Consider the following 26,060-nt stretch of genomic DNA (forward strand, 5'->3'; position numbering starts at 1 on the left):
GATCAGGTGCATCATCGGCCTCAGCCTCCAGCCTCAGCCTCAGCCTCAGTCCTCAGCCTCTCGCTCAGCTTCTGCATGTTCCACAGCCCAGACACCCGCCGCCTCCACTGCCACGGGTGAGGCGGTGGGAATGACGCCCAGATAACTTTCGGTTGCTTCCATAGGTACACTGGCTCGCTGGGTCATACGATAAAGCGCAAAGAGGGCGATGGCGGCGAAGGTTGCACCCAGCACCGGCCAGAATGCGAAAGGGCCCAGCTTCTGCATTGCCCAGCCGGTGATCAGCGGGCCGGTGATGGCGCCCAGGCCAAAGGTGAAGACCAGTCCACCTGAGGCGGCGGGCATCTGCTCGACCGGAAGCGCATCGTTAGTGTAAGCCAGAAACAGGGCATAGAGTGGTGTTGTCACACCGCCAGCCAAAAAGGCCGATGCCAGTAACAGCCTGAAATCGCCATCGGAGAGCCAGCCCAGGATGCAGGATGTGGCTCCAAGCGTGGCTGCCATAAAGATCAGTTTACGTCGATCCATTCGGTCTGACAGCCAGCCTATAGGGTATTGCAGCACCAGTGCCCCGGCAAACAGCATGGCAACGAACAGTGCTATCTGACCGGTTGTTAGTCCAATCTGTGTACCGAAGACCGCGCCCATGCCTGTCTGGGTTGCGTAAACACTGCCCAGCAGAAAAATTCCTACGGTGCCGAGGGGCGAGCCTGAAAACAGATCACGTAAGCGCATTGGTCTTGCGACTTCGACAGCAGGCACATGGGTCACGGTCAGCAGGATGGGTGCAAAGGAGATGGATACCAGGATTGAGGCGCCGATAAAGAGCACTGATGTCGCCGCATCGCCCAGTGTCAGCAGCCCCTGTGCACCGATGATGCCAAGCGTCTGAGCAATCATGTAGGCTGAGAGGACCTTGCCGCGTGTTTCGTTGGTGGCGGCATCATTGAGCCAGCTTTCGGCGGTGACGTAGATGCCTGACATACAGAAGCCTATTAGCACCCGTAGCAGTGTCCAGGCCCAGGGTTCAGTCAGCAGAGGCAAAGCGATCAACCCTGCAGACATAAAACTGCCCAGTGCGGCAAATACGCGCACATGTCCCACTCGGCGGATCATTACCGGGGAGATGCGGGCACCCGACAAAAAGCCGACAAAGTAGCCTGAAGTGACAATAGCCAGTTCAGCGGACGAGAATCCCTCGATCCCGCCACGCAGGCCGATCAGGGTGAAGTGCATGCCGTTGCCCAGCATAATAAGCACGATACCGAGCAGCAGAGGCCAGACTCCGGACAGCATTTTAACCATGAAACACCCTCGCGCGTTGGTACATCGTGTAAAAACGAGAGCGTCGCACGGACAGGTTGAGGTTAGCATCGCTGTAGCGGCGCAATTTTGTCTGTTTACGACAGGGGGTGCAGCGGTATTGAAACTTGAGGCTTTGAGCAGGCCTGAAGTAGAGAATCACAGGAAAACCGGTCAGAAACTATGCAAGAATTTTAAAGCAGGGCTTTAAAAAAAGAGGCGTTTGGGGATGAAATTTTTTACAGAAATGTTGCGGATGATTTTATTAAAGCAGGCACACAAATAAATGGTGCCCGGAGGCGGAATCGAACCACCGACACGAGGATTTTCAATCCTCTGCTCTACCGACTGAGCTATCCGGGCTAACCGAGGCGCGTATTAAATTAAATTTGAGCCCTTACGTCAACACCTTTACTGAAATACTTATGTTTTTTTGCATAAAAGCCCCTTCAGCGGGGCTGTTGTTGAGTAATACAATGAATATTACCGCCACCGAGGAGTATTTCCCGTCCTGGAACCTGCACCACGCGATGGTTGGGACAGAGTGACTGGATAATGCGCAGGGCTTCGGCATCCATCGGGTCGTTGAAACCGGGCATGACGATGCCGCCGTTACAGAACAGAAAGTTGATATAACTGCCTGCCAGACGATTGCCAGCCTGGCGGGGTTGGGTGGCATCTATCGGATCGACGCCCTCCGCTTCTTCGGCGGTCATATAGAGTGGGCCAGGCAGGGGCAGCTTGTGCACTGTGAGTGGCCGCCCTTGGGCATCGGTCTGCTGGCTGAGGTAGTCCAGTGCTGCCTGTGAATGGGCGTATTGCGGGTCCTGGGTATCATCTGTCCAGGCCAGCAGCACTTCGCCAGGGGCGATAAAGCAGGCGATATTATCCACATGCTCGTCGGTTTCATCCTCAAAGATGCCCCGTGGTAGCCAAAGTACCTTGTCGATACCCAGGTAGTCGCTCAGTTGCGCTTCGATATCGGCACGGCTGAGGTGCGGGTTACGATTGGGGTTCAGCAGGCAGGCCTCGGTAGTCAGCAGGGTGCCTTCACCATCCACGTGAATGGCACCACCTTCCAGGACAAAGTCAGTGCGGTAACGGCTTAAACCTTCAACCTGCAGGACTTTGCGGGCAACCTGATCATCCTTGTCCCAAGGGAAGTAGAGGCCACCGTTCAGCCCGCCCCAGGCGTTAAATTGCCAGTCTATTCCGCGCAGCTCCCCTGTCGGGTTGCGTACAAAGGTTGGGCCGGTATCGCGCATCCATGAATCGTTAGTGGATAGCTCGATAAGCCGTATACCAGGGGCTTCAGCCAGTTGCGCCGCGGCATTCTCATACTGAGCGGCTGACACGCCAATCGTGACGGGTTCGAATTCGGCGATGGCGCGTGCAACGGCAGCAAAGGCTTGTTGTGCCGGTTTTGCGCCCAGGCGCCAGTTGTCTGGGCGTTCCGGCCAGATCATCCAGGTTTGGGCATGGGGGTGCCATTCAGCTGGCATGCTGAAGTCGTCCTGGCGCGGTGTGGTATTTAAGGTCCGGCTACTCATTAGTGGGTTTTTCCGTCTTTGGTTAATAGCACCGAAAACAGGTCAGGTCGGCGGTCACGGAAGATGCCCCAGCTATGCCGTTTGTGAGCTATGGCGTCGAGGTCAAAGCTGTGTACCAGGACACCGCTGCTGTCGCGATCCAGCTCGGCTACTTTTTTGCCGGCTTCATCGGCAATAAATGAAGAGCCATAGAAAGTAATGGATGAGTCGCCTTCGCTTTCTATGCCGGTGCGGTTGCTGGCGATCAGCGGTACCAGATTGGCACCGGCATGGCCACACTGCACGGTCTGCCAGTGATCGCGAGAGTCCAGGCTGGGGTCTTGCGGTTCGCTGCCGATAGCAGTGGGATAAAACAGCAGCTCAGCACCCATCAGCGCCATGGCCCGCGCGCACTCCGGATACCACTGATCCCAGCAGATACCCACACCGATACGGCCATAAGCGGTATCCCAGACCTTGAAACCGGTGTCGCCGGGGGTGAAATAGAATTTCTCTGAATAACCCGGTCCATCGGGTATATGGCTTTTGCGGTAGATACCCAGCAGGCTGCCATCGGCATCGATAATGGCGATGCTGTTGTAATAGGCGTTGTTGCAGCGCTCATAAAAGCTGATCGGCAAAACCACCCGCAGTTCGGCGGCAATGCGGCTGAAATGGGCAATGGCCGGGTTGTCTTCTACGCTGGTAGCGAAGGTCAGGTAGTCATAAATTTGCTTCTGACAGAAGTAGCAGCGTTCAAAGAGCTCCTGTAGCAGAATGATCTGCGCCCCTTGTGCATGGGCCTGGCGAACCAGGGCTTCGGCACTGGCTATATTCTCTTCAACATCCCAACCGCAGGACATCTGGGTGGCAGCAACGCTGACTGTACGCATAGTAAAACACTCTCCTGAATTAAACCCCTGAAATATATTCCCGAATTAAATGCCTAGCCGGTCACGCAAATTGTAGTAGAGCGCTCCCATGGCGGTAAAAGGCACGCGGAATAAACGCCCACCCGGGAAAGGATAGTGTGGCAGACTGGCAAAGGCGTCAAAGCGTTCGGCCTGGCCCTGTATCGCCAGTGCCAGGGATTTGCCCGCAACGTGGGTAAAGGTGACCCCGTGACCTGAGCAGCCTTGTGAGTAGTAGATGTTGCTGCCGATTCGGCCCATCTGCGGCAGGCGTGACAGGGTGAGTAGAAAGTTACCCGTCCAGGCGTAATCCACCTTGATATTGGCCAGCTCCGGGAAGGTTTGTTGCATTTTCGGGCGAATAATCCGCTCTATATCGGCAGGGTCTCTGGCACCATAGATAACACCACCACCGTAGATCAGGCGCTTGTCACCGGACAAACGGTAGTAGTCCAGCAGGTAGTTGCAGTCTTCAATACAGTAGTCTTGCGGGATTAAGCGCGCGGCTTGCTCGTCGCTCAGGGGTTCGGTGGTAATTACTTGAGTGCCGCAAGGCATGGATTTCGACGCCAGTTGTGGCAGCAGATCGCCAAGATAGGCATTACCCGCCACCACAGCAAAGCGGGCCTTCACAGAACCCTGTGCGGTGACCAGCTCTACCGGCTCTCCGGGTTTGATCTGGGTGACGGCAGAATATTCGTAGATTTTTCCACCGAGTGATTCCAGGGCAGCGGCCTCCCCCAGTGCCAGATTCAGTGGATGGATATGCCCACCGGTATGATCCAGTGCCCCGCCGACATAGCGTTCGCTGTCTACAACACCACGAATGCCCTTGGCATCCATCAGTTCCAGTTGATCATAACCGTACTTTTTCCAGAGCCTTTGCTGGGATTCCAGGTGCTTCAGTTGTTGGTTGGTGATAGCGGCCATAACACCGCCCTCTTTCAGGTCACAGTCAATAGCATAATCTTTAACCCGTTGGCGAATGATCTGTGCACCTTCAAAGGCCATTTCTGCCAATAGCTTGAGGTTGCCTGGGCTGGCCTGCTTTTCGATTGCATCGAGGTCACGGCTATAGCTGTTGACGATCTGCCCGCCATTGCGCCCGGAAGCGCCCCAGCCGACGCTGGCGGCTTCAAGTACGACCACTTTATAGCCAGCTTCAGCCAGAAACAGCGCTGTAGAAAGGCCGGTATAGCCTGCACCTATCACACACACATCCGCTTCGACCTGGCCTTGCAGGGCGGGTCTGGGCGGTGTGGGATTGGCCGAGGCGGCATAATAGGATGGAACCGGATCAAAAGCTGTCATCACAACCTCACTGTCGGAAATTAGCTGTCAGTCTATGCCAGAAAAACCTATCTTGAAAGCAGGTTACTGGCTGAATTAACCTGCTATGATTGTTTCATATCTTCAGCTTACGAGGTACTTATGTCTACACCTAAAACGCGTCAGGAGTGGCAAGCACTGGCATCTACTCTGGAATTTAATGGACAGGCATTTATTAACGGTCATTATTGCCCGGCGGTCTCCGGTGAAACCTTTGCATCCATCAGCCCGGTGGATGGAAAAACGCTGACAGAGGTTGCCAGTTGTGATCAGGCTGATGCCGACATCGCGGTGCTTGCAGCCCGGCAGAGCTTTGAATCCGGTGTCTGGAGCCAGTTGGCTCCGGCGAAACGCAAGAAGGTGCTGCTACGTTTTGCCGAGCTGATACTGGAAAACCGTGAAGAGCTGGCGTTGCTGGAAACCCTGGATATGGGCAAACCGATCAGCCATGCCTTTAAAGGTGATGTACCGGCGACAGCGCGTGCCATCAGTTGGACAGCCGAGGCGATCGACAAGGTATACGACGAGCTGGCACCGACACCGGCGAATCAGATAGGCATGGTCACCCGTGAACCCATCGGTGTGGTGGCGGCTATCGTACCCTGGAATTTTCCGCTGATTATGGCGGCCTGGAAGCTGGCACCTGCGCTGGCGACGGGTAACTCGGTTATCCTTAAGCTTCGGAAAAATCGCCATTGAGCGCTATCCGTCTGGCGGCGCTGGCACAGCAAGCTGGTATCCCCGATGGCGTATTCAATGTGTTGCCCGGTTACGGACATACCGTGGGCAAGGCCTTGGCGCTGCATCAGGATGTTGACTGTCTGGTGTTTACCGGCTCCACCGGTGTGGCCAAGCAGTTACTGATCTATGCGGGTGAGTCGAATATGAAGCGCGTGTGGCTGGAAGCGGGTGGCAAGAGCCCGAATATCGTCTTTGCCGATGCCCCGGATCTGGATCGTGCCGCCACTGAAGCGGCATCGGCCATTGCCTTCAATCAGGGAGAAGTCTGTACCGCGGGTAGTCGTTTGTTGGTGGAAGCCAGCATTAAAGACGATTTTGTCTTACGCGTGGCCAAGGCATTGAAAGCCTGGCAGCCGGGTCATCCACTGGATCCACAAACCACCTGTGGCGCCATAGTCGATCAGCAGCAACTGGAACGGGTTATCGGTTATATCGAAGCAGGTGTACAGGAAGGTGCGACCCTGGCAGAGGGTGGAAGCCAGGTGCTGCAGGATAGTGGTGGTTTCTTCGTGCAGCCTACGCTGTTTGATAATGTAACCAATCAGATGAAAATTGCGGCTGAAGAGATCTTTGGACCGGTGCTATCGGTGATTCCCTTTGAAACGGCAGACGAGGCAATTGCGATTGCCAATGATTCTATCTATGGACTGGCCGCTGCGGTTTGGACTGCCGATATTAACAAAGCACACAAAACCGCTAAAGCACTGCGTGCCGGTAGTGTGTGGATCAACCATTATGATGGTGGTGATATGACGGCCCCCTTTGGTGGCTTCAAACAGTCTGGCAATGGCCGTGATAAATCCCTGCATGCTTTCGACAAGTACACCGAGTTGAAGGCAACCTGGATTGAGCTTTACTGAGTGTAAGTGCTTACTTATAGTTTAAGGTGAGTGCGTGGAGAGCGACTGGAAAACACAACTCTATACCCTGTTAGATGCCTTGCCACCGGATCGGGTGATCAGTTATGGCGGGCTGGCGCAGCAACTCGACGGCGTTAATGCACGCATGGTGGCGCGGGCTATGGCTAACTTGCCGCAAGGCACGACTCTGCCCTGGCATCGAGTGATTCGAAGCGATGGCCAGCTTGCCGATCATGCTGGCGCCGCCGAGCAACGTGCGCGGCTGTTAGCGGATGGGATTTTGTTGCAGGGTAACCGGGTACCCAAAGGTTATTTTCTGTAAGTCTTCCTGAAACAAACTGAAATAAAATCCCCCTGCCCAAAACCGGGCAGGGGGATTTGTATAGGTTTGTGCTTACAGGCTGGGTAGCAGAGATGGCGGTACCAGACTGCTTAAACGCTGGGTGAGCAGCAAGTCGATGGCTGCCTGGATATCGGGCGCAAAAAAGCGATCCTTATCATAGTAGCTGACTTGTTCACGTAACCAGACACGTGCCTGTTCCAGTGATGCGGTGGTTTTGAGTCCTTTGCGGAATTCCAGGCCCTGGCAGGCTGCCAGCCACTCGATTGCCAGTACACCGCGGGTATTCTCAGCCATTTCCCACAGGCGTTTGCCGGCATTCGGTGCCATGGACACATGGTCTTCCTGGTTGGCGGACGTCGGCAGGCTATCGACACTGTGTGGATGAGACAGCGCCTTATTATCGCTGGCCAGGGCAGCCGCCGTGACTTGCGCAATCATAAAGCCGGAATTGACCCCGCCGTTTTCAACCAGAAATGGCGGTAACTGAGACATGTGCTTATCCATCATCAAGGAAATACGTCGTTCAGTCAGTGAACCGATTTCTGCAATCGCCAGCGCCAGATTGTCGGCAGCCATGGCCACAGGCTCAGCATGGAAATTGCCACCGGAAATAATGTCGCCGGACTCGGCGAACACCAGCGGATTATCGGACACGGCATTGGCTTCAACCAGCAGCACCTCGGCAGCCTGGCGTATCTGAGTCAGGCAGGCGCCCATGACCTGCGGCTGACAACGCAATGAATAAGGGTCTTGCACCTTGTCGCAATGGCTGTGAGAGTCACTGATTGCGCTGCGTTCCTGTAACAGATGTCGATAGGCGGCAGCGGCATCGATCTGGCCCTGCTGTCCACGTATGGCGTGGATGCGTGCATCAAAAGGGCTGCGTGAGCTCAGGGTGGCCTCAACCGTGAGTGAGCCACACACGGTGGCTGCAGCATAGAGATCTTCAGCTTCAAACAGGCCGCGCAAGGCATAGGCCGTTGACACCTGCGTGCCGTTGAGCAGCGCCAGTCCTTCTTTGGGTGCCAGGGACAAGGGTTGCAGCCCCGCTACTTCAAGGGCTTGCATTGCACTGATCCATTCACCACGGTAACGTGCACGCCCCTCTCCCAGTAGCACGGCGCTCATGTGCGCCAGGGGTGCCAGGTCGCCGGAGGCCCCGACAGAGCCACGTAAAGGAATGCAGGGGTAAATTTCCAGATTGATCAGCCTGATCAGCGCGTCTAATACGCTACGACGAATGCCGGAAAAGCCCCGTGCCAGGCTGTTAACCTTGAGTACCATGATTAGCCGTACCAGCTCATCAGAGATGGCATTACCGAGTCCGGTTGCATGTGACAGTACCAGTGAACGCTGCAGGCTCTCCAGATCTTCATGTTTGATACGCGTTTGTGCCAGCAGGCCAAAGCCCGTATTGATGCCGTATACCGTGCGATCTTCAGCAACCACCCGGTTAACGCAGGCAACCGATGCTTCAATGGCTGAATTGGCACTGGCCGGTAGCTCAATCTTGATTGGCTGGGTGTAGACCTGTCGCAGTTGCGCCAGTGTCATCTGTCCAGGTTGAATGCCTAGTGTATTCATTTTACATCTCCCTGCGTCGTGATCATCGGAAGATCCAGGCCGTTGTCCTGAGCGCAGTCTTTGGCAATAGCATAGCCCGCATCAGCATGACGCATCACCCCTGTGCCTGGGTCGTTGCGCAGGACGCGGCCCAGGCGCGCATGCGCGGCATCGGTTCCATCAGCGACTATTACCACACCTGCGTGCTGCGAGAAGCCCATGCCTACACCACCGCCATGGTGCAGGGACACCCAGGTAGCGCCACCGGCGGTGTTCAACAGTGCGTTCAGTAGCGGCCAATCGGAAACTGCATCGGAGCCATCCAGCATGCTTTCCGTTTCACGGTTAGGGCTGGCGACTGAACCTGAATCGAGATGATCCCGGCCAATCACTACGGGGGCTTTAAGTTCCCCTTTGCGTACCATCTCATTGAAGGCCTGTCCCAGGCGCACCCGGTCTTTCAAACCCACCCAGCAGATACGTGCAGGAAGACCCTGGAAGCTGATGCGCTCACGCGCCATGTCCAGCCAGTTGTGCAGCTGTGGGTTATCCGGAATCAGTTCTTTGACCTTGGCGTCGGTCTTGTAGATGTCTTCCGGGTCACCGGAAAGCGCCGCCCAACGGAACGGGCCTATGCCCTGGCAAAATAGCGGACGTATATAAGCGGGTACGAAGCCGGGGAAATCAAATGCATTGTTTACACCCTCCTCCTTGGCCATTTGGCGAATATTGTTGCCATAGTCGAAGGTGGGTATGCCTTGCTGCTGGAAGGCCAGCATGGCCTGAACATGAACGGCCATCGATTGCTTGGCGGCTTTGATCACAACATTCGCTTCGGTTTTGCCACGTGCAACATATTCATCCCAGCTCCAGCCGGAAGGCAGGTAGCCGTGCAAGGGGTCGTGGGCACTGGTCTGATCTGTGACCATATCGGGGCGCACACCCCGGCGTATCAACTCCGGCAGTATATCGGCTGCATTGCCGCACAGCCCGATAGAGACAGCCTGACCGGCTGCTGTGTAGTGTTTGATGCGTTCCAGTGCGTCATCAAGGTCTTTGGCCTGCTCATCCAGATAGCGGGTGCGCAGGCGAAAATCGATACTACTTTGCTGACATTCGATATTGAGTGAGCAGGCACCTGCCAGTGTCGCGGCCAGTGGCTGAGCGCCGCCCATGCCGCCTAATCCGGCGGTTAGAATCCAGCGGCCTTTCAGCTTGCCATCATAGTGTTGGCGCCCTGCTTCCACAAAGGTTTCGTAGGTGCCCTGTACGATCCCCTGAGAGCCTATGTAGATCCAGGAGCCAGCCGTCATCTGCCCATACATCATCAACCCTTTGCGATCCAGCTCATTGAAATGCTCCCAGTTGGCCCAGTGAGGAACCAGGTTTGAGTTAGCAATCAAGACGCGCGGTGCATCTGCATGGGTTTTGAACACCCCAACCGGCTTGCCAGACTGTATCAGCAGCGTTTCATCCATTTCCAGACGCTTGAGTACCTCAACAATTTTGTCGAAGCAGGGCCAATCGCGTGCAGCACGCCCTATGCCGCCATACACCACCAGGTCTTCAGGGCGTTCGGCTACGTCAGGATCCAGGTTGTTCATCAGCATGCGCAGGGCCGCTTCGGTCAACCAGTTTTTGCAGCTCAGTGTACTGCCGGTGGGGGCATGGATGATGCGTGTAGCATCGTGACGCAGGTCTTGTGTATGGGCCGGTGGGGCATTCATACAATTCTCCTCATTGTTATTGTTGAGTTGGTAATGATTGATTGGCTGTAGGACTTTGGGTCATCTGATGAATCAGACGAGCACCCAAACGTGCAGTATGTGCATCAATATCCAGTTCAGGGTTCAGTTCGGCCAGGTCCATGAGCCGCAGCTTGCCGCTGTCGCGTATCTGTATAATCAGCGGTTCTATAACTTCCAGGCTGACACCTCGTGCAGCAGGGGCGCTTACACCTGGCGCCTGAGCCGCTGGAAACACATCCAGATCGATAGTCAGATAGAGATGATCACACTGGTTGATAAAATCTTTGAGACGCTGGTGCAGTTCCGGGAGCTGTAGCAGCGTCATCTGCCGATCCTCTTCGAAACATACGTCGAGCGCTTCTGCACGTGCAAACAGGGCTGGAGTGTTGCTCATGCGACTGACGCCCAGGCAAGCGTAGTGGAACATCCAGAGATTGTGAGCACATACTTCAGCTATTTGGGCAAAGGGTGTTCCTGATGAAGTTGGCTGACAGTGCGGATCACGCAAGTCAAAGTGGGCATCGAAATTAATGATGCCGATCCGCGGTTTGTCTGCTGCGGCTCCCAGGTGCTTGGCTAAGCCAGACCAACTGGCAAAAGCGATTTCATGTCCCCCACCAAGCAGGATGGGCAGGTGTCCCTGGTTCAGCCGCAAGGCTACATGATCCGCAAGCTCAGCCTGGGCTTGCTCTAAGTCATCCTGTTCACAGACGATGTCACCACATTCATACAAGGGAGCTGTTTGTAGCCAAGGCAGATTGCCTAGCTGCTGGCGAAGTGCCTGTGGGCCAAGTGCGGCGCCGCGGCGGCCTGATTTCGCTGTACGCCAGCATCACAGGGGAAGCCCAGCAAGGCTATGCCAGGCGGGCTGTCTGGCTGAACAGATTGAATTTTCTGGTGCCAGCGCAGGCTGTTGGGTTCAGGGTCATGACGGCCTGCCCAGCAAGCCATGAGTGTGTCTGCTGTTCTGAGTGTCATGCTGTAATCTCCCCATTGAAAATGCGCTGTTTCAGGCGGCCGGGTTGAATGGCATAGGCCAGCTCTGCCGGGTGGTTGACGTTCCAGACACAGAAGTCAGCAGCCCGGCCTGGGGACAGGAAACCGGCTGTCTGCGAAAGCCCCAGTGCGAGGGCCGCATGGTGGGTTACGCCCTGCAAGGCTTCGGTGGGTGTCAGTCGGAACAGTGTACAGGCCATATTCAGCATCAGGCTGAGCTGAAAAATAGGCGATGAGCCTGGGTTGCCATCGGTCGCAACGGCCATAGGAATCTGGTACTGACGCAGCAGGTCAATGGGCGGCACCTGGGTGTCTCTCAAGGTGTAAAAAGCACCGGGTAGCAGCGTTGCTACTGTGCCGGACCTGGCCATCGCCGCGACGCCAGGTTCATCCAGGCATTCAATATGATCAGCCGACAAGCCCTGATAGCGCGCAGTCAAAGCAGCGGCCCCCAGGTTCGATAGCTGCTCAGCGTGGGCTTTAACGGGTAACTGGTAGTGTTGCGCTGCTTGAAAGACACGTTCACATTGAGCGGGACTGAAGCCTATGCCTTCACAAAAGACGTCAACAGCATCGGCCAGCTTTTCAGCGGCGGCCCTGGGAATAATCTCATCGCAGATCAGGTCGATGTAACCATCGGCATCCTGTTGATACTCTGGCGGCAGGGCATGTGCAGCCAGCAAGGTGGTAACAACATGAATCGGTAACATCTCTCCCAGGCGGCGTGCGACACGCAGCATTTTTAATTCGTCTTCCAGATTCAGGCCATAGCCCGATTTGATCTCAATCGTGGTGACACCGTCATCGATCAAGGCTTGAATGCGCGGCAGCGTGGCATCGATTAAAGCCTGCTCTGCGGCGGCCCGCGTTGCACTGACCGTGCTCAGAATGCCGCCACCACGTCGGGCAATCTCGGCGTAGCTGGTACCTTCAAGGCGTTGTTCAAATTCATCTGCGCGTGAACCCGCAAAGACCAGATGGGTGTGACAATCAATCAGTCCCGGCGTTATTACACCACCTTGAAAGACTTTATCGACACTATCTCCCAGACCTGCGGGCAGTTGTGACATGGGATAGATCTGTTGGATACTTGTGCCTTCAACCAGAACGGCCATTGCTTCGACATGGGTTTTCAGGCCATCAAACAGAATGATGTCTTGCCATAGGTAGCGCTTGACGGTTTGACTGCACATGTCAGACTCCAGTTGTTGTTATATTTGTATATACAATTGCTCATCTGAGCAGATCTGTCAAGTATTCGGGTTAGGCTTTTTATGCTTGTTGGGTGGTAATAAATGCCAGGAAATAGCTAAATTATTAATGTATATACAAATACGGGAGGGTGAAAAATTACTGGCGAGTAGAAGGGTTTCCGCTTGAAGAACGCAGCTTGTAGCGGTCACCAGGATGCAGTAGCCGGGCATAGCTGATCAGATGATCACCCGACCAGGTACGCCGGACCATGCTTAAGCAAGGTTGTTGTTCCGATGTATCCAGCCATTCAGCTGACCGGGCATCCGGGAGGATAGCTTCAACCACATGTTCAAGATCGGTAATCGGACAGGTAGACACCAATATTTCATTCGGTGTTTGTCGGGAAAAGTCGGAGGTCAGGTAATCCGGTACCCAGCGGGGGTTTACGTAACGGTTTTCTAACTGGATAGGTATGTTATTTTCCCGGTGTACGATAATGCTGTGGTACACCCGGCTACCGACACGTACACCCAGACGCAGGGCGATCTCATCGTTTGCGCTGACTTCTTCACAAACCAGTACGGAATTACTGTATTGATGACCACGCAAGCGGACCTCTTCAGCAATATTGTTGACTTCTGCCAGCGGTGATTCCGACTTTCGGTCGGTGACAAAGGTGCCAAGACCCGCCTGACGGACCAGGTAGCCCTCCTGAACCAGGTCGCGAATTGCCTTGTTGGCGGTCATGCGGCTGACGCCAAAATCCCGCGCCAGTTGCTCCTCTGGCGGTATCTTATGGTGCACAGCAAACTGGCCCGCATGGATAGCGTCCAGCAGGAACTGTTTAATCTGTAAAAAGCGTGGTGTTTGATTGCTCACATAGGCTCCTGTTTTTTTAGAACAGCTCCTTGAGACGGTGCCACAGCATGCCCGTCGCTAGCAGAGGGGTGCGCAGGTAGCGTCCACCCGGGAATGTCAGGTGGTTAACCTGAGCAAACAAGCGGTAACGCTCGTCGGTTTCACCACTGATGGTTTCGGCCAGTATGCGGGCCGCTAAGTGGGTGGCGTTGACACCATGTCCAGCATAGGCCTGAGCGAAGTAAATCGCCGGACAGTCCGGTAACTGGCCTATCTGCGGCAGTCGGTTGGCGCCAATGCCCAGCATGCCACCCCATTGGTAATCCACTTTAACTGGCCCCAGTTGTGGGAAGACCTTGGCGATATTGGGTTGCAGTGCAGCGGCAATGTCCCTGGGGTCTTTGCCGCTGTAGGTGCACAGACCACCAAAAATCAGACGGTTGTCCTGGCTGATACGGTAATAGTCGAGAGTGCTACGCATATCAGCCACCGCCTTGCGGCCTGGCATGAGTTGTTCACAGAGCTCAGCTGGCAGCGGTTCAGTGGCGATGACGTAGCTGCCGGCAGGCAGAATTTTACCGCCTAGCCAGGGCTCCAGATCGGGGCTTAGATAGCCGTTACAGCCCAGCACCACTCGGTTGCAGCGTACCTGGCCCTGTGCGGTATGCACCACTGGCCTGTCACCCTTCTCTAGTCGGATGACTGGCGATTGCTCGAACACCTGCACGCCTAGCTGTTCTGCTACACTGACTTCACCCAGTAACAGGTTGAGCGGATGCAAATGGCCGCTGCCTTCGTCGACTAGGGCGCCAGTATAGAAATCCGAATCAACCACCTGCTGTTTCAGTTCAGCCGGTTCCAGCAAGTGCAGTGGGTGCGGATAATTAATTGCTTGTAGTTCTTCCAGCTCTTCATCCAGCTGTTTGCGGTGCTTTAGGTTTGTGCCCAGGTCGGCATAGCCCAGTACCAGATCACAGTCGATCTGGTGGGTCTGGATGCGCTGCTTGACCAGCTCCAGCGCTTCGGTACCCATCTGTTTGAGTGCCAGCACGCCTTCGTCACCGAGGGTGTTGCGGAACTGATCCAGCTCGTGGCCTACGCCACGAATCAATTCACCGCCATTGCGGCCAGAGGCACCCCAGCCGATCCGGTGGGCTTCCAGAAGTACCACACTAAAGCCGCGCTGCGCTAACTCCAGGGCAGTATTAATACCGGTAAATCCAGCCCCGACGACACAAATATCCACATCCAGAGCTGTCTGCAACGCAGGCCAGGTGCGTTGGCTGTTACGGGTTGCCGCGTACCAGGAATTGGTGTGTTCAGTTGCTGTAATCATGCCGATAATGCCCTGCTGGTGTGGTCAGACCGTATGTAGATACCAGAGGTATTCCAGATCCGAGATGGTATGCTCAAACTCAGTCAATTCGTGCTCTTTACAGGCGACAAAGATTTTCAGGAACTTATACCCAAGATACTCCTGCATTACCGGGGAGTCTTCCAGCTCCCTCAGGGCGTCGCGCAGGTTGTTGATCAATGAGGAATCATGCTGTTCATGCGCATTGCCGATGGTGATTTCGGCGGGCTCAATCTTGTGGGTAATGCCGAAGTGAATACCCGTTAACACGGCGGCCATCAACAGGTAAGGATTGGCATCAGCACCCGCTATGCGGTGTTCGATTCGCAGAGCCTCCGGATCACCACCGGGTAGACGCAATGCGGTGGTGCGGTTATCCACCCCCCAGGTGGGTGCGCTGGGTACATAGTATTCCGGGCTAAAACGTCGGTAGGAATTGATATTCGGGCAGAGCAAGGCCATGGCGTCGTTCATGGTGGCCAGCAATCCACCGACCGCCCAGCGCAACATATCATTGGGCTCTTCCGGGTTTCCGGCAAAAATATTGTGGCCGTCCTTGTCTATCAGGCTGACATGCAGGTGCATACCGCTACCCGATTGGTCATGGTAGGGCTTGGCCATGAAGGTGGTGTCCATTTCATGGTCATAGGCCATATTTTTGATCAGACGTTTGAGTAGTGTAGCGTAATCACAGGCTTTGATCGGGTCATCGACGTGGTGCAGGTTGACTTCAAACTGTCCGGGTGCTGATTCAGCCACCAGTGCATCGGCTGGAATGTCCTGCTCATGGGCGGCATCCAGTACGTCAGCCAGAAATTCGGCATACTCGTCCAGGTCATCAATTGAATAGACTTGAACGCTGGCCGGTCGCTTGCCGGAAATGGGTGATTTGGGTGGCTGAGGACGACCGGAGATATTTTCCTGATCAATCAGGTAAAACTCCAGTTCAAACGCGGTAACGGGTGTTAACTCCAGTTCTTTGAAGCGCTCCACAACATTTTGCAGCACCACGCGGGGGTCGGCAAAGAAGGGTGTTTCACGGTCCAGCTCATACATGGTCATGAGCAGTTGCGCGGTTGGGCGCTTTTGCCAGGGTTCCATGTTCAGCGTGTCGGGAATCGGCAGGCAGATGCGGTCTGCTTCACCTATATCCAGGCCCAGCCCGGTTTCTTCGACAGTGGTGCCCTGAATATTTAGCGCGAAAATCGATGCGGGTAGTGCCACACCCTTGTCAAAAACCTTGAGCAGTGCGCCAGGGTCAACCCGTTTGCCACGGACAATGCCGTTCATGTCAGCAATTAGAAGATCAACAAACTGCAGCTCCGGATGTTCCTGCAGAAAAATAGTGGCTTGTTCTGAACCCGAACCCATAAGGGAAACCTTTATATCCGTTGGTAGTTGTGCGATGACTTAGTTTGTCAGCAGAATAATCAACCGTGAGTTAATTCTAATAATCAAAGGCTGTCAACAATTGAGTTAGTTGCTACAAGCGTTACTAACGGCAGGTATACAACATAATGCCAAGTGAAAAAATATTCGCCTAAACAGCCCTGAGCCCCTTGATAAGCGTACGCAGTCGCGCTACAAGTTTAACTCAGATGTCACCAGGCTTTTCGCTATTAATTATTTAATCAGGAATTTTATGTCATCCGATCTACCCGTTTCCTTATCGCCTCTACCACTGATCGGAGTTAATGCATGCAGTCAGCGCCTACCTGAAAAACACCCTTTTTTTTATTGTTGGCGAAAAATATGTGCGTGCTGTCTCTGAAGGTGCCGGTGGTATACCCCTGGTCATTCCGGCTTTGGGTGAGCAGATACCGCTGGAACAACTGCTGGAGCAACTGGATGGATTGTTGCTCACTGGCTCCCCTTCCAATATTGAACCGCATCACTATGATGGCGAGCCCAGCGATCCAGGATCGGAGCACGATCCTCAGCGTGATGCGACTACCCTGCCACTGATTCGGGCGGCGGTAAAAGCCGGTGTGCCGATTCTGGGAATCTGTCGTGGATTCCAGGAGATGAACGTGGCGCTGGGTGGCACGCTGTATCAGAAGGTACATGAGGTTGAGGGCTATCGCGATCATCGCGAAGACAAAACCACTTCAATCAACGCACAATATAATACCTTGGCGCACAGGATCACCCTGCAGGCCGGTGGTGTATTGGCCAGTATCTGGCCCAGCGCGACGGAAGTACTGGTGAATTCCTTGCATGGTCAGGGTGTTCACAAACTAGCGCCTGGTTTGCAGGTAGAAGCGCTGGCAGATGATGGTCTGATTGAGGCGTTCTCAGTAAAACAAGCCCGGTGCTTTGCTTTAGCGGTACAGTGGCATCCGGAGTGGCAGTGGCAACCGGATGAGGGGGTAGGAGAGTTTCCTTTTTACCGCGCTATTCTGAAGGCATTTGGAGACGCCTGTCGTCAAAGGCATATTGAACGTACGGCTAACAGGACTGGCAAACAAAATACGGCAGAGATTTTATGAAGCAACTTGAAGACTGGATGAAAGAGAATCAGATCACCGAAATAGAATGTGTAGTAAGTGATATCAATGGTATAGCGCGGGGTAAAATTACCCCGGTATCCAAGTTTATTGCTGAAAAAGGCATGCGCCTGCCTGAAAGTATTCTGCTGCAAACGGTGACAGGCGATTATGTTGAAGATGATATTTACTACGATCTGCTGGATCCGGCCGATATTGACATGATTTGTCACCCGGATCCGGATGCTATATTCCTGATCCCCTGGGCCTTGGAGCCTACGGCGCAGGTAATTCATGACTGTTATGACCGCAATGGCTTGCCGATCAACCTGTCACCGCGCAATTTGCTCAAAAAAAGTATTGCGCCTATATCAGGATCAGGGCTGGAAGCCGATAGTGTCACCGGAAATGGAATTCTACCTCACTAAGCGCTGCGAAGACCCGGATCTGCCCTTGCAGCCGCCCATCGGACGTTCAGGGCGTCAGGAAACCGGACGTCAATCCTTCTCCATTGATGCCGCCAATGAGTTCGATCCCTTGTTTGAGGATATGTATGACTGGTGTGAGCTTCAGGGGCTGGATATAGATACCCTGATTCATGAGGAAGGTACGGCACAGATGGAGATCAATTTCCGTCATGGTGATCCTTTGTCACTGGCTGATCAGGTGTTTGTATTTAAGCGTACTATGCGTGAAGCCGCGCTGAAACATGATGTGGCAGCAACCTTTATGGCCAAACCGGTCAGTAATGAACCGGGCAGCGCGATGCACCTGCATCAGAGCGTGGTGGATCTGAACACAGGTGAGTCGATCTTCTCTGATGCACAGGGCAAAATGAGCGAGTTGTTTTTACACCACATCGGCGGATTACAGAAGTATATTCCGGAAATTCTGCCGCTGTTGGCACCCAATGTGAACTCCTTCCGCCGTTTTCTGCCGGATACCTCGGCGCCAGTTAACGTAGAGTGGGGACTGGAGAACCGTACCTGTGGGCTGCGCGTACCTGATTCCGATTCACAGAACCGTCGGGTGGAAAACCGTTTGCCGGGTGCTGATGCCAATGTCTATCTGGCCATTGCTGGCAGTCTGCTGTGCGGTTATCTGGGTATGATGAAAAAAATCAACCCGTCAGCGCCGGTTCAAGGACGTGCCTACGAGCGCCGCAATCTGCGTCTACCCCTGACCTTAGAGGCGGCTCTGGAACGTATGGAACACTCCAAAGTGATCCGTGAATACCTGAGCCCCGAGTTTGTGAAGGGCTATATTGCTGTGAAGCGCGTGGAACATGAGAATTTCAAGCAGGTTATCAGCTCCTGGGAGCGTGAGTTTCTGCTGTTATCTGTTTAATTCGGCAACCACAGCATAAAATTTCAGGTTTTTTTTACGTCAGACTATGTTAAATATGTTTTAACTAGGAGGCTGTCCGAGAATAGCGACCGTAGCGAGGGAAAGACCGTTTTGAGGCAGTTTTTGAGCTATTTTGAGGCGAATAGTGGTTCTATTTAACGAAAAATAGCTCAAAAAGTGACCAAAACGGCTTTTCCGCAGTAGGTCAGTCTGTTCTCGGACAGCCTCCTAGATAGATTTCTGATTCACTCTTGCCGACAAGGCGTCTGCCGACTCTTTGCGTTCAGAGTATCGATCGACAAAATAATCGGTTCGATCACGCACCAGCAGCGTGAACTTAACTAACTCTTCCATCACATCAACGATTCGATCGTAATAGGCGGAAGGTTTCATGCGATCCTTGTCATCGAATTCCAGGAATGCCTTCGCTAGAGATGACTGATTCGGGATGGTGAGCATTCGCATCCAACGGCCCAACACACGCAGTTGATTCACTGTATTAAAAGATTGTGAGCCACCACACACCTGCATAACCGCTAAGGTTTTCCCTTGAGTCGGTCTGACAGCACCCAATGACAGGGGTATCCAGTCGATTTGTGCTTTCATGATGCCTGTCATTGAACCATGACGTTCGGGTGAACACCAAACCATCCCTTCACACCACTGCACCAAATCACGCAGCTCAGCCACTTTGGGATGAGTGGCTTCTTCGCTATCGGGTAAAGGCAAACCTGCTGGATCAAAGATGCGTGTTTCAGCACCCATAGCCTGCAGTAATCGAGCCGCCTCTTCTGTCACTAAGCGACTGAATGAGCGCTGACGCAAGGATCCATACAGTAACAAAATACGTGGTTTGTGCTCACTGGGTGTGTTTTGAAATACCTTTTCGTTGTCTGGCTTGTGTAGTAGTTTGTGATCGACATTCACTAAATCATGCATCACTTTCAATTGCTCCAGTAAATAGTAGGTGTATCAGGTTGTTACCTGCTTACAGCATTTGAGTGTAACCTTTTCGTTAAAAAATACGTCTAAGTAGATGAGTACAGATTATTACCTGCTTTGATTAATAATTTAAGGAAAGTATTATGAGCCATTTAAACTCTAGAGAAACTGAACTTGTTGCCCTTGGTGCTGCGCTGGGTAGTAACTGTGTACCCTGCATCGAATACCATATTCCTCAAGCACGCAAAGCGGGCCTTACAGATCAGGAGATTCACGATGTAATTCTCCTCGCCGATAAGGTTCGCCAGGTACCAGCCAAAAAAGTTCTGGAAACTGCCAAAAATCTACTACCCACAGAGATAGCTACTACTGAAACAAAAGCTGAATGTTGTTAAACATATATTGAATGCTTTCATATCAGGCATTTTATCACGGAGCCGCCTATCAAGAAGCAAGAAGTGAGCAGCGAGTATAAACAACCCATGTTCGATGACATCGACCATGGGTTAAGGTTATCTATCCAGCACTTTATCGAGCAAAGTATCGGTAATCAGACAGTGGCTGAAGATCTATTACAAGAAACCCTGATACGTATTAACAGGGGTTTATCATCTTTTGCTGGACGATCAACCGTCAAAACCTGGGCATTTTCTATTGCCCGCCATATCGTGGCAGATTACCTTCGCCACCCAGATCAGACAAAAAATATGATCACACTGAATGAGCTAGAGGAGCCCCTGGATACTGAGAGCGACATTGATGAACGCTTGGTCGAAAGTGAGATGAATGAATGCATCCGTAATTTTATCGACACCTTGCCCGAACCCTACCGTGTAGCTCTCATTCTCCGTGATCTGGAAGACTTTACAACCCGACAAATAGCCGAGGTGTGTAACTGCTCAGTAACAACAGCCAAAGTCAGGATTCACCGAGCACGTGCCAAGCTCAGGACCGTGCTGATAGGTCAGTGTGACTTTTATCACGATAATCAAAACGTATTTCGCTGTGATCCCAAGAAATGAAAACAACAGGCCTGGTTGCCAAAGTCATATCCATAAGATTAGTATATATTGATATTCAAATATCATAGGTGTTACATGTTAAGGTTAATGCTGATAAAGAGCTGGTTTTGTGTTGCGTTACTCTTGGCTTCCAGCCTCGTTTTTGCCGACCCGTTTGATGGCTTTTTTTCTGGCGGTAAGCTCCAGGTGAGTCAGCAACAGGCTTCACAATTTATTCAAGACATATCCGGTAATGCCGAAAGTGACCCCGAACTATTGTTAACAACCCTTATAAATGCATTCAACTGGCGAGCTGCTGCTATTCGTGTTTATGGCGATGACTGGTTTGCTGCCGAGCAAGATACCAGAAGCGATTGGCAGCAAACCATGAAAAACCATCTCCAGGATAAACTTCTTGCAGGGGGTGTTACAGCCCTGGAAGTCGTTCGAGTGGAAGAGATACAGGCCGGTAGTGAGTTTAGAGTCGGTACGCTCCTCCTACCTTCCGGGGATAGCCTTCAATGGGAGTGGATTCTGAGAGCTAAGGGAAGTGGACTGGAAATACTAGACCTTCAGCAAACAGGCCAAAGTTTATTGAAGGCGGTCCCAGTGAGTGAGTGAGTGATACAATTATTAGCTGAATTTTGACATTACATAATTTGATATTTCCAAATTACTCAAAGAGTATTACTACTTGTCTCATCATCATGATAGCGCTGTGCAATCACACTCCCATGCACCCGCCAGCTTTGGCAGAGCATTTGCTATTGGCGTACTACTCAACCTGGGGTTCGTGCTGGTAGAAGCCTATTATGGTTGGCAAACAGGGTCTCTTGCACTTTTGGCGGATGCTGGCCACAACCTAAGTGACGTAGCCGGCTTATTATTGGCGTGGGCTGCTTTTGGCGCCGCAAACCTGAAGGCAAATTCAAAACACAGCTACGGATGGCGTAAAGGATCCATCATTGCCAGTTTTATTAATGCTGTCATTTTGTTGGTGGCAATGGGCGCTCTTTCCTGGGAAGCACTAGGACGAATCACAACACCAACTGGCGTTGATGGTATGACCGTTATTATTGTTGCGGCTATAGGTATGGTCATTAATACACTAACAGCCTGGTTATTTATGCGTGGCAGTCAGAATGATCTCAATATCAGGGGTGCATTTTTGCATATGGCTGCCGATGCATTGGTATCAGCAGGCGTTGTGGTTGCAGGGATACTCTACTTATGGAAAGGCTGGAGTTGGCTAGATCCGGTTGTCAGCTTATTAATCGCCTTAATCATTGTAATCAGTACTTGGTCCTTGTTCCGCCGGTCACTGCATTTGTTATTTGATGGTGTACCTGACAATATTGATTTGAATTCAGTCGAATCAAGTTTAAACACAGTTTCAGGGGTATGTTCAGTTCATGATTTACACATCTGGGCGATCTCCACAAGTGAAAACGCGTTAACCGCTCACCTTGTCGTCACATCAGATCAAGATCATAATCACATTTTGTATCAAGCGGGCGAACTTCTTAAGCATCAATTTGAGCTACACCATTTCACTCTGCAGCTGGAGTCGCTGGAGTATGCAAAAAATTGCGAATCTGAACTCTGTGCATCAATTAGCAGCCAGTCGCCCAGCAGGCAAGGCTAAAGAGATTAACACCGCAGCCAACACCATCACTGCAGAAACCACCAGACACGTGACCAGGCCATAGGCCATATACAGCCAGCCGGACAGGATGGTTCCCAGTAACCGCCCCATCGCATTGGCCATGTAGTAAAAGCCGACATCCAGGGAGACGCCATCTCCGCGGGCATAACTGACGATCAGATAGCTGTGTAGCGATGAATTAACCGCAAACACTGCGCCGAACACCATTAACCCCACCACGATGACCCAGGTGGTATCCAGCGGCAACACCATCCCCTGCGCAATCAACAACGGCAGAATCGCCAACCCGGCTCCCCAGCCCACTACCGCACCCCGGCCAGGGATGCGTCCGGAGCGCTTACCGGTAAACAAAGGTGCCAGCGATTGCACTATGCCATAGCCGACCACCCAGCAAGCCATAAAAAAGCCGACTTGCCAGAAGTCCCAGCCCAGGGTTTCCTTCAAAAACACCGGCAGTGCAATCACAAACCAGACATCCCGGGAAGCAAACAGAAACATGCGCGCCGCCGCAAGCACATTGATTGCCCGGCTTTTAGAAAATACTTCACGGAACTTGGGCTTGTTTTTCATCCGCCCCATATCATTGCGCAGCAGGCGCACCGATATCACCCATACCAGCGCCAGCATCAGCGCCATGGCCAATACGGCACCGGTAAAACCGAGCAGACTCAACAACACCGCACCGAGGAAAAACCCTATCCCTTTCAGTGCATTTTTCGAACCGGTTAACAGTGCCACCCACTTAAACAGCGTGCCCTGCGCCTCTTCAGGTACCAGCAGCTTGATGGCACTTTTGGCGCTCATTTTGTTCAGGTCTTTGGCAATACCCGACAAGGCCTGCGCCAACATCACCCAGATTACTGTGAGGTACTCAGCGGGCAGGGTGAGCATCAACAGTGCCACAACCTGCAGTGCCAGCCCCACATTCATGGTGCGGTTCAGCCCCAGACGCGCGCCTAACCAACCACCCACCAGATTGGTGACTACGCCGAAGACTTCATAAAACACGAACAGCATAGCGATCTGTAAAGGTGAGTAGCCCAACTGATTAAAGTAGAGCACCACCAGCATGCGCAGCGCACCATCGGTCAGCGTGAAGGCCCAGTAATTACCGGTAACAATGAGGTACTGGCGTATCGCGGGTGACAAGTGCGCTAACATGCTTAACCCGCCTGATCCAACAGACCGATTTTACGTCCCAGCTCGGCCATGCGCACCGAGTAACCCCACTCATTGTCGTACCAGGCATAGATTTTCACCTGAGTACCATTGATGACCATGGTAGATAAGGCATCAATGATGCTGGAGCGGGAATCACCACGATAATCCACAGACACCAGAGGACGCTCTTCATAACCAAGTATGCCGCTCAGCTCACCCTCTGCCGCTGCTTTGAGGTAAGCATTTACTTCTTCTGCGGTGGTGGGTTTTTCCACTTCGAACACACAGTCGGTCAGCGAGGCATTGGCTAAGGGCACCCGAACGGCATGACCATTGATACGCCCGGCCAGTTCAGGAAAAATTTCGATAATGGCTTTCGCTGATCCGGTCGTTGTTGGAATCAGGCTCATACCGCAAGCCCGGGCACGACGCAGATCCTTGTGGGGCGCATCCAGGATGGTCTGGGTATTGGTCAGATCGTGAATCGTGGTCATGCTGGCATGACGGATACCCAGCGACTCATGAATAACCTTAACCACCGGCGCCAGACAATTGGTAGTACAGGAAGCGGCGGTCACAATCGGATGCTGTGCCGGGTCATACAGATGATCGTTAACCCCCATCACCACATTGAGCACACCCGATTCCTTGATCGGTGCAGACACCACAACGCGTTTAACACCTTGATCAAGGTAGGCCTGTAGCAGCGCGGTGGTTTTCATCTTGCCGGAGCATTCAAACACCAGATCACAACCCGACCAGTCGGTTTCATCAATGCTTTTATTCTGACTGACAGCAATGCGCTTGCCTTCGATCAACATCGCGCCCTGTTCTGCCGTCGCTTCATGCGCCCAACGGCCATGTACCGAATCAAAATTTAACAAATGTGCCAGACTGATGGCATCGGCGGCTGGATCATTAATCTGCACAAACTCAAATTCTGGCCAGTTCCAGGCAGCACGCAGTGCCAAACGCCCCATACGGCCAAACCCATTGATACCGACTTTAATGGTCATTACTTCACCTTATTCACTGATGTTCAGATAACGTTTTATTTTATTGTATCCAGATGACAGTTGAATGTCCCAGTTTACAAGCGGACGGCTCAACTTTGACAAAACTGGCAAAAAGCCAATAATATATGGGTTTGCACATATTGGAGCAACCCATGAACATTCTTTTTCTGTGCACAGGGAATAGCTGCCGCTCCATCATGGCAGAAGCCATACTGAATGATCGTACAAACATCCATCAAGCATTCAGTGCCGGCAGCCACCCTGAACAAAACGTTCACCCTATGGCTGTACAAACTCTTCAATCTCACAATATTGCTACTGAAGGCCTGTTCAGCAAAGACTGGGACAGTCTCCAAGTCGCGCCCGACCTGGTGATCACGCTCTGTTCAGATGCCGCCAGCACCCCCTGCCCGGTCTATCTGGGTAAAGCGACACGAAGCCATTGGGGCATGGAAGATCCATCTCAGATAAATGCCAGCGCAGAGGTTCAACAAGCGGCCTTCGAGAAGGCATTTACCTTGTTGCAGCAGCGTATCGATTATTTTCTGCAACATCACCCTGAACACCTTTCGCAGCCAGAATTGAACACCCTGTTAAACAAGTGCTCAGGCCTGGTATGAATATTTCCTTAAGTCCACAAGCCGAACAATGGCTACAACATACACACTGCCAACACCTCACCCTATGGCTTTCACCCAAGCATGGTTGTTGTGGTGGCACCAGTTGGATACCCATGGTAAAAACCGGAGAGCCTGAGTCTGGCACTGACTGGCAGGAATTTGAGCATGAAGCAGGAATACGCATACATGCTGTTAGTGCATTTGCTGAGAACTTTCCAGCCGTTCATCTAACGCTATCCGGCTTAGGGCCATGGAAAAAGCTGTTTGTTGAAATCCAGTAAACTAAATTTGCAGCTGTGCCAGAACCCGGCCCTGCTTAACCGCGAGTAACTCGCCACGAACCATGGGTTGCCAGGGCTCCTCACTCAATGGCCGACTGGCAAACAACAGCATTTCCTGTTCCAAACCGGAATCAGACAATCGACAGTCCCGCTCAAGACCCTGAGCTAAACGATCAGGACAGTCCAACCGAAAAATAGCGGGTGGCTCAACTTTACCCGTATCCAATTGCAAGCGCCGATCTGCATGTACAAACAGGGTTTCACCATCAGCAAACAGAAAGTTCGCGGGGCCATATTCACGAATTATCTGTGCAAACCCGGCTACCTGTTTTAGCTGCTCATCCACCGCCATTAGAAACCATTTATCAGGATCAGTCACAATTCGTTCCAGCAGCCAGCAAAATGCAAATTCGGAATCAGTTTCACCAACCGGTTTAAACGGCCCCTGTAAGTGAACGTCATCCATGATCTGACCCAGGTGGCCGTTATGCAGAAACAGCAACTCATGCTGACCTAATGTTCTTACATAGGGCCCGGTATTGTGCAGTCCAATACCACCATGAGTGGCATGACGTATATACCCAGACACAAGCGGGTGGCGGGTCCATTCTGTTCCAGAATACGCAACATTTCACTGTCATCGGCAGAGTGGGTGTCGCGGTGGACTTCAAAATATTCATCTTGCCAGAATGCCATGCCCCAACCATCCCGATTCACAGATGGTTCATGAGCGCGCGCCGCCAACTGGTAGAGCGCACGCGTCATCCGAGCCGGGTAATGGCTGGACATGGCAATCAGCTCACACATCTTAT

The 26,060-nt window shown here is 52.7% G+C and carries 26 protein-coding genes, 1 tRNA gene and 2 pseudogenes; 11 read left to right on the forward strand and 18 right to left on the reverse strand.

The genetic code is table 11. The features are described from left to right. Positions 1-45 precede the first annotated feature (45 nt). From LH51_RS05520 to LH51_RS05545, 5 genes are all read right to left on the reverse strand, one after another. On the reverse strand, positions 46-1,305 hold the full coding sequence (locus LH51_RS05520; RefSeq protein ID WP_036520573.1) for an MFS transporter: 1,260 nt from the start codon (positions 1,303-1,305) through the stop codon (positions 46-48). A 284-nt stretch (positions 1,306-1,589) separates the two neighbouring features. Continuing rightward, positions 1,590-1,665, reverse strand: a tRNA-Phe gene (locus tag LH51_RS05530). Between the two features lie 86 nt (positions 1,666-1,751). Next, positions 1,752-2,852: an agmatine deiminase gene (aguA, locus tag LH51_RS05535; protein WP_036520577.1), complete on the reverse strand. Its 1,101-nt coding sequence runs from the start codon at positions 2,850-2,852 to the stop codon at positions 1,752-1,754. Continuing rightward, complete coding sequence (gene aguB / locus LH51_RS05540) at positions 2,852-3,724, reverse strand: N-carbamoylputrescine amidase (protein ID WP_036520579.1); 873 nt, start codon at positions 3,722-3,724, stop codon at positions 2,852-2,854. The genes aguA and aguB overlap by 1 nt, the downstream gene beginning before the upstream one ends. Positions 3,725-3,769: 45 nt before the next feature. Beyond that, entirely contained in the window at positions 3,770-5,053 is a 1,284-nt protein-coding gene (locus LH51_RS05545) for an NAD(P)/FAD-dependent oxidoreductase (RefSeq protein WP_036520581.1), read from the reverse strand. A 120-nt stretch (positions 5,054-5,173) separates the two neighbouring features. Here LH51_RS05545 and LH51_RS05550 point away from each other — a divergent pair. Continuing rightward, a pseudogene (locus tag LH51_RS05550) lies at positions 5,174-6,672 on the forward strand (aldehyde dehydrogenase). 34 nt (positions 6,673-6,706) lie between these two features. Beyond that, entirely contained in the window at positions 6,707-6,994 is a 288-nt protein-coding gene (locus LH51_RS05555; protein WP_036520583.1) for an MGMT family protein, read from the forward strand. 72 nt (positions 6,995-7,066) lie between these two features. On the opposite strand, the gene hutH is transcribed toward LH51_RS05555, so the two are convergent. The 8 genes and pseudogenes from hutH to LH51_RS05590 form a co-directional block, all read right to left on the reverse strand. Next, the gene (hutH, locus tag LH51_RS05560) at positions 7,067-8,599 is read right to left on the reverse strand and encodes a histidine ammonia-lyase (protein ID WP_036520585.1); all 1,533 of its coding nucleotides are present in this window, start codon (positions 8,597-8,599) and stop codon (positions 7,067-7,069) included. Next, on the reverse strand, positions 8,596-10,305 hold the full coding sequence (gene hutU / locus LH51_RS05565; RefSeq protein ID WP_036520586.1) for a urocanate hydratase: 1,710 nt from the start codon (positions 10,303-10,305) through the stop codon (positions 8,596-8,598). Before hutU ends, hutH begins: the two co-directional genes overlap by 4 nt. Positions 10,306-10,321: 16 nt before the next feature. Beyond that, positions 10,322-11,089, reverse strand: a pseudogene (gene hutG, locus LH51_RS05570) (formimidoylglutamase); the annotation flags it as partial. Next, complete coding sequence (locus LH51_RS22245) at positions 11,089-11,304, reverse strand: hypothetical protein (RefSeq protein ID WP_235263549.1); 216 nt, start codon at positions 11,302-11,304, stop codon at positions 11,089-11,091. The gene LH51_RS22245 and the pseudogene hutG, both read right to left, overlap by 1 nt. Then, positions 11,301-12,515 (reverse strand): imidazolonepropionase, encoded by a 1,215-nt coding sequence (hutI, locus tag LH51_RS05575; protein ID WP_036520588.1) that lies wholly within the window; start codon positions 12,513-12,515, stop codon positions 11,301-11,303. Before hutI ends, LH51_RS22245 begins: the two co-directional genes overlap by 4 nt. A gap of 157 nt (positions 12,516-12,672) precedes the next feature. Continuing rightward, positions 12,673-13,395 carry a histidine utilization repressor gene (gene hutC, locus LH51_RS05580; protein WP_036520590.1) on the reverse strand — a complete coding sequence of 241 codons (723 nt, stop codon included), beginning with the start codon at positions 13,393-13,395 and terminating at the stop codon, positions 12,673-12,675. A 16-nt stretch (positions 13,396-13,411) separates the two neighbouring features. Then, the gene (locus tag LH51_RS05585) at positions 13,412-14,710 is read right to left on the reverse strand and encodes an NAD(P)/FAD-dependent oxidoreductase (protein ID WP_036520592.1); all 1,299 of its coding nucleotides are present in this window, start codon (positions 14,708-14,710) and stop codon (positions 13,412-13,414) included. Positions 14,711-14,734: 24 nt separating this feature from the next. Next, on the reverse strand, positions 14,735-16,099 hold the full coding sequence (locus LH51_RS05590; RefSeq protein ID WP_036520594.1) for a glutamine synthetase family protein: 1,365 nt from the start codon (positions 16,097-16,099) through the stop codon (positions 14,735-14,737). 323 nt (positions 16,100-16,422) lie between these two features. Between LH51_RS05590 and LH51_RS05595 the strand changes: the two genes are divergently transcribed. From LH51_RS05595 to LH51_RS05600, 3 genes are read left to right on the forward strand one after another with little or no spacing between them, the layout of a single operon-like run. Then, positions 16,423-17,217: a gamma-glutamyl-gamma-aminobutyrate hydrolase family protein gene (locus LH51_RS05595; RefSeq protein WP_200881882.1), complete on the forward strand. Its 795-nt coding sequence runs from the start codon at positions 16,423-16,425 to the stop codon at positions 17,215-17,217. Continuing rightward, a complete protein-coding gene (locus tag LH51_RS24075) occupies positions 17,214-17,642 on the forward strand; it encodes a hypothetical protein (protein WP_327124359.1) in 429 nt (142 codons plus the stop codon). Before LH51_RS05595 ends, LH51_RS24075 begins: the two co-directional genes overlap by 4 nt. After that, on the forward strand, positions 17,611-18,561 hold the full coding sequence (locus LH51_RS05600) for a glutamine synthetase family protein (protein ID WP_327124361.1): 951 nt from the start codon (positions 17,611-17,613) through the stop codon (positions 18,559-18,561). Before LH51_RS24075 ends, LH51_RS05600 begins: the two co-directional genes overlap by 32 nt. Before the next feature lie 228 nt (positions 18,562-18,789). Here LH51_RS05600 and arsH read toward each other — a convergent pair whose 3' ends face one another. After that, positions 18,790-19,500: an arsenical resistance protein ArsH gene (gene arsH, locus LH51_RS05605; protein ID WP_036520596.1), complete on the reverse strand. Its 711-nt coding sequence runs from the start codon at positions 19,498-19,500 to the stop codon at positions 18,790-18,792. A gap of 146 nt (positions 19,501-19,646) precedes the next feature. Between arsH and LH51_RS05610 the strand changes: the two genes are divergently transcribed. The 4 genes from LH51_RS05610 to LH51_RS05625 all read left to right on the forward strand — a co-directional run bounded on the left by LH51_RS05610 (position 19,647) and on the right by LH51_RS05625 (position 22,149). Beyond that, positions 19,647-19,898, forward strand: a complete 252-nt coding sequence (locus LH51_RS05610) for a carboxymuconolactone decarboxylase family protein (RefSeq protein ID WP_036520598.1) — start codon at positions 19,647-19,649, stop codon at positions 19,896-19,898. Positions 19,899-19,961: 63 nt separating this feature from the next. Continuing rightward, positions 19,962-20,525, forward strand: a complete 564-nt coding sequence (locus tag LH51_RS05615; RefSeq protein ID WP_036520599.1) for an RNA polymerase sigma factor — start codon at positions 19,962-19,964, stop codon at positions 20,523-20,525. Between the two features lie 87 nt (positions 20,526-20,612). Next, positions 20,613-21,125, forward strand: coding sequence for a hypothetical protein (locus LH51_RS05620; protein ID WP_144244186.1), 513 nt, complete (start codon positions 20,613-20,615; stop codon positions 21,123-21,125). A gap of 97 nt (positions 21,126-21,222) precedes the next feature. Continuing rightward, complete coding sequence (locus LH51_RS05625; protein ID WP_268746527.1) at positions 21,223-22,149, forward strand: cation diffusion facilitator family transporter; 927 nt, start codon at positions 21,223-21,225, stop codon at positions 22,147-22,149. Here LH51_RS05625 and arsJ read toward each other — a convergent pair. After that, positions 22,114-23,331, reverse strand: coding sequence for an organoarsenical effux MFS transporter ArsJ (gene arsJ, locus LH51_RS05630; protein WP_036520604.1), 1,218 nt, complete (start codon positions 23,329-23,331; stop codon positions 22,114-22,116). The two genes, LH51_RS05625 and arsJ, sit on opposite strands and share 36 nt — an antisense overlap. Positions 23,332-23,333: 2 nt before the next feature. Beyond that, positions 23,334-24,347: an ArsJ-associated glyceraldehyde-3-phosphate dehydrogenase gene (locus LH51_RS05635; RefSeq protein WP_036520606.1), complete on the reverse strand. Its 1,014-nt coding sequence runs from the start codon at positions 24,345-24,347 to the stop codon at positions 23,334-23,336. Positions 24,348-24,499: 152 nt separating this feature from the next. On the opposite strand from LH51_RS05635, the gene LH51_RS05640 reads away from it, so the two are divergent. Both LH51_RS05640 and LH51_RS20420 read left to right on the forward strand, forming a co-directional pair. Next, complete coding sequence (locus LH51_RS05640) at positions 24,500-24,967, forward strand: arsenate reductase ArsC (protein WP_036520618.1); 468 nt, start codon at positions 24,500-24,502, stop codon at positions 24,965-24,967. Next, positions 24,964-25,248 (forward strand): CC/Se motif family (seleno)protein, encoded by a 285-nt coding sequence (locus LH51_RS20420; protein WP_144244187.1) that lies wholly within the window; start codon positions 24,964-24,966, stop codon positions 25,246-25,248. The genes LH51_RS05640 and LH51_RS20420 overlap by 4 nt, the downstream gene beginning before the upstream one ends. A 1-nt stretch (position 25,249) precedes the next feature. On the opposite strand, the gene LH51_RS18845 is transcribed toward LH51_RS20420, so the two are convergent. Both LH51_RS18845 and LH51_RS23415 read right to left on the reverse strand, forming a co-directional pair. Next, positions 25,250-25,837 (reverse strand): class II glutamine amidotransferase, encoded by a 588-nt coding sequence (locus LH51_RS18845; protein WP_081960678.1) that lies wholly within the window; start codon positions 25,835-25,837, stop codon positions 25,250-25,252. Continuing rightward, positions 25,771-26,055 (reverse strand): class II glutamine amidotransferase, encoded by a 285-nt coding sequence (locus tag LH51_RS23415; RefSeq protein WP_052063471.1) that lies wholly within the window; start codon positions 26,053-26,055, stop codon positions 25,771-25,773. Before LH51_RS23415 ends, LH51_RS18845 begins: the two co-directional genes overlap by 67 nt. Between the last annotated feature and the right edge of the window lie 5 nt (positions 26,056-26,060).

This window comes from Nitrincola sp. A-D6, from assembly GCF_000764495.1.
Lineage (GTDB): Bacteria > Pseudomonadota > Gammaproteobacteria > Pseudomonadales > Balneatricaceae > Nitrincola.